The organism is Pseudomonas putida (assembly GCF_022627325.1).
Classification (GTDB): Bacteria; Pseudomonadota; Gammaproteobacteria; order Pseudomonadales; family Pseudomonadaceae; genus Aquipseudomonas; species Aquipseudomonas putida_X.
The window spans coordinates 1-2,387 of the sequence record NZ_JAETZZ010000032.1 but is presented as its reverse complement, the minus strand read 5'-3'; the positions used below and the strand labels follow the sequence as shown (position 1 = coordinate 2,387).

Here is a 2,387-nt window from a genome sequence, read left to right as displayed (position 1 = left end):
GTAAGCGTCCGGCGAACTCACCTTCCGAACTCCAGCATTAAGGGCGATGGTGTCCGCGTATTTTTAAGCGGACGCGATCACCCTTATCGCCAGGATTTCTATGCGCCAACGAAGCTCTTATCCGAAACCGTTCAAAGCCCAGGTCGTTCAGGAATGCCTGCAACCTGGCGCAACCGTGTCCAGTGTCGCCATCAACCACGGCATCAATGCCAACGTCATCCGCAAATGGCTGCCGCTCTATCGAGATCAGCCCGCAGCGGCTTCACTACCAGCTTTCGTCCCGCTAAAAGCCGCACCTAAACGGCCAGTCGAAGCGTCAGTGATCATCGAGTTGCCCGTGGCCGGGCAAGTGATCACGGTGAAATGGCCAGCCTCGGATCCCGAGGGTTGTGCGCAATTTATTCGGGCTTTCGCTCAATGATCCGCATCGATGCCATCTGGCTGGCCACCGAGCCGATGGACATGCGCGCTGGCACCGAGACAGCATTAGCTCGGGTGATTGCGGTGTTCGGTGCGGCGAAGCCGCACTGCGCTTATCTGTTCGCCAATCGCCAGGCTAACCGGATGAAAGTGCTGGTGCACGATGGCGTCGGTGTCTGGCTGGCAGCGCGTCGACTGAACCAAGGCAAGTTCCACTGGCCCGGCATTCGCCACGGCTGCGAGGTCGAACTCGACAGCGAACAACTCCAGGCGTTGGTGCTGGGCCTGCCGTGGCAGCGCGTCGGTGCAGGCGGTGTGATTAGCATGCTGTAAACGCCGGCCATTTGGCCGGTCTACTTGTCGTCGCCCCGCGCCTGCTCTGGCACAATCGGCGGCATGACTTTCTCGCCCAACCTCGACCAGATGACCCCGGAACAGCTTCGTGCCTTGGCGGCACAGGCGTTGCAATTGCAATCCCAGGTCGAGGCGATGAGCAGGAAGATTCAGAACGATGAAATCCTCATCGAACAGTTCAAGTTCGAAATCGCCCTGCTCAAACGGCACAAGTTTGCCAAGCGCAGCGAGCAAATCAGCCCGGCGCAAAGCAGCTTGCTGGATGACCTGCTCGACACAGACCTTGAAGCTATCGAGGCCGAGCTAAAACAGCTTCTCCCAGATGCGCCACAGGCCGAACCACGACAATCCCCGAAACGTGCGCCTTTGCCGCCGCAGTTTCCACGCACGGTGATTCGTCACGAACCCGAAAACACCCAGTGCGTCTGTGGCTGCCAACTTCAACGCATCGGCGAAGACGTCAGCGAGAAGCTGGATTACACGCCGGGCGTGTTTACCGTCGAGCAACATGTGCGGGGCAAATGGGCCTGTCGCCAGTGCGAAACCCTGATCCAGGCCCCGGTGCCAGCCCAGGTTATCGACAAAGGTATCCCGACCACAGGTTTGTTGGCCCACGTGATGGTGGCCAAGTTTGCCGATCACTTGCCGCTGTACCGGCAGGAGAAAATCTTTGGCCGTGCCGGGCTGGCAATTGCTCGCTCGACCCTGGCGCAGTGGGTCGGACAAACCGGCGTGCGGCTTCAGCCACTGGTCGATGCACTGCGTGAAGCCGTGCTGAACCAGGGCGTGATCCACGCTGATGAGACACCGGTGCAAATGCTTGCGCCAGGCGAGAAGAAAACCCACCGGGCCTATGTCTGGGCGTACAGCACGACGCCGTTTTCAGGGCTCAACGCGGTGGTTTACGACTTCAGCCCAAGCCGTGCTGGCGAACATGCGCGCAACTTCCTGGGTGACTGGAACGGCAAGTTGGTCTGCGACGACTTCGCTGGCTACAAAGCCGGTTTCGAACAAGGCATCACTGAAATCGGCTGCATGGCCCACGCCCGGCGCAAGTTCTTTGATTTGCACGTGGCGAACAAAAGTCAGCTGGCTGAACAGGCCCTGCACTCGATCAGCGGCTTGTACGAGGTCGAACGTCAGGCGCGGGACATGAGTGATGAAGAGCGCTGGCGAATACGACAAGAATTGGCGGTGCCGATCCTCAAAACACTGCATGACTGGATGTTGGCCCAGCGCGACTTGGTGCCCAACGGATCAGCCACGGCCAAAGCCCTCGATTACAGCCTGAAACGCTGGGTAGCGCTGACCCGCTACCTGGATGATGGGGCTGTGCCCATCGACAACAACCAGGTCGAAAACCAGATACGGCCATGGGCACTCGGGCGCTCGAACTGGTTATTTGCGGGATCCCTGCGCAGCGGTAAGCGGGCTGCGGCAATCATGAGTTTGATCCAGTCGGCGCGCATGAATGGGCATGATCCGTATGCCTATCTCAAAGATGTGCTGACGCGGCTGCCGACCCAACGGGCCAGTGAGATCGGACAGTTGCTGCCGCATCAGTGGGTGCCGGCCTGACTTACGCAAGGTGAGTTCGCCGGACGCTTACGCTG

At 59.6% G+C, this 2,387-nt stretch carries 3 protein-coding genes; all 3 read left to right on the top strand.

The features are described 5' to 3' along the window. Positions 1–100 precede the first annotated feature (100 nt). The 3 genes from tnpA to tnpC all read left to right on the top strand — a co-directional run bounded on the left by tnpA (position 101) and on the right by tnpC (position 2,352). On the top strand, positions 101–421 hold the full coding sequence (gene tnpA / locus JNA92_RS25540; protein WP_010954361.1) for an IS66-like element accessory protein TnpA: 321 nt from the start codon (positions 101–103) through the stop codon (positions 419–421). Continuing rightward, on the top strand, positions 418–753 hold the full coding sequence (gene tnpB, locus JNA92_RS25535) for an IS66 family insertion sequence element accessory protein TnpB (RefSeq protein ID WP_012312018.1): 336 nt from the start codon (positions 418–420) through the stop codon (positions 751–753). The genes tnpA and tnpB overlap by 4 nt, the downstream gene beginning before the upstream one ends. A 63-nt stretch (positions 754–816) precedes the next feature. Then, positions 817–2,352, top strand: coding sequence for an IS66 family transposase (tnpC, locus tag JNA92_RS25530; RefSeq protein WP_012312017.1), 1,536 nt, complete (start codon positions 817–819; stop codon positions 2,350–2,352). Positions 2,353–2,387: the final 35 nt, after the last annotated feature.

Excerpts from the sequence above, each read along its gene's own strand:
- tnpA (WP_010954361.1), top strand. The coding sequence starts at position 101 with ATGCGCCAACGAAGCTCTTATCCGAAACCGTTCAAAGCCCAGGTCGTT.
- tnpB (WP_012312018.1), top strand. The coding sequence starts at position 418 with ATGATCCGCATCGATGCCATCTGGCTGGCCACCGAGCCGATGGACATG.
- tnpC (WP_012312017.1), top strand. The coding sequence starts at position 817 with ATGACTTTCTCGCCCAACCTCGACCAGATGACCCCGGAACAGCTTCGT.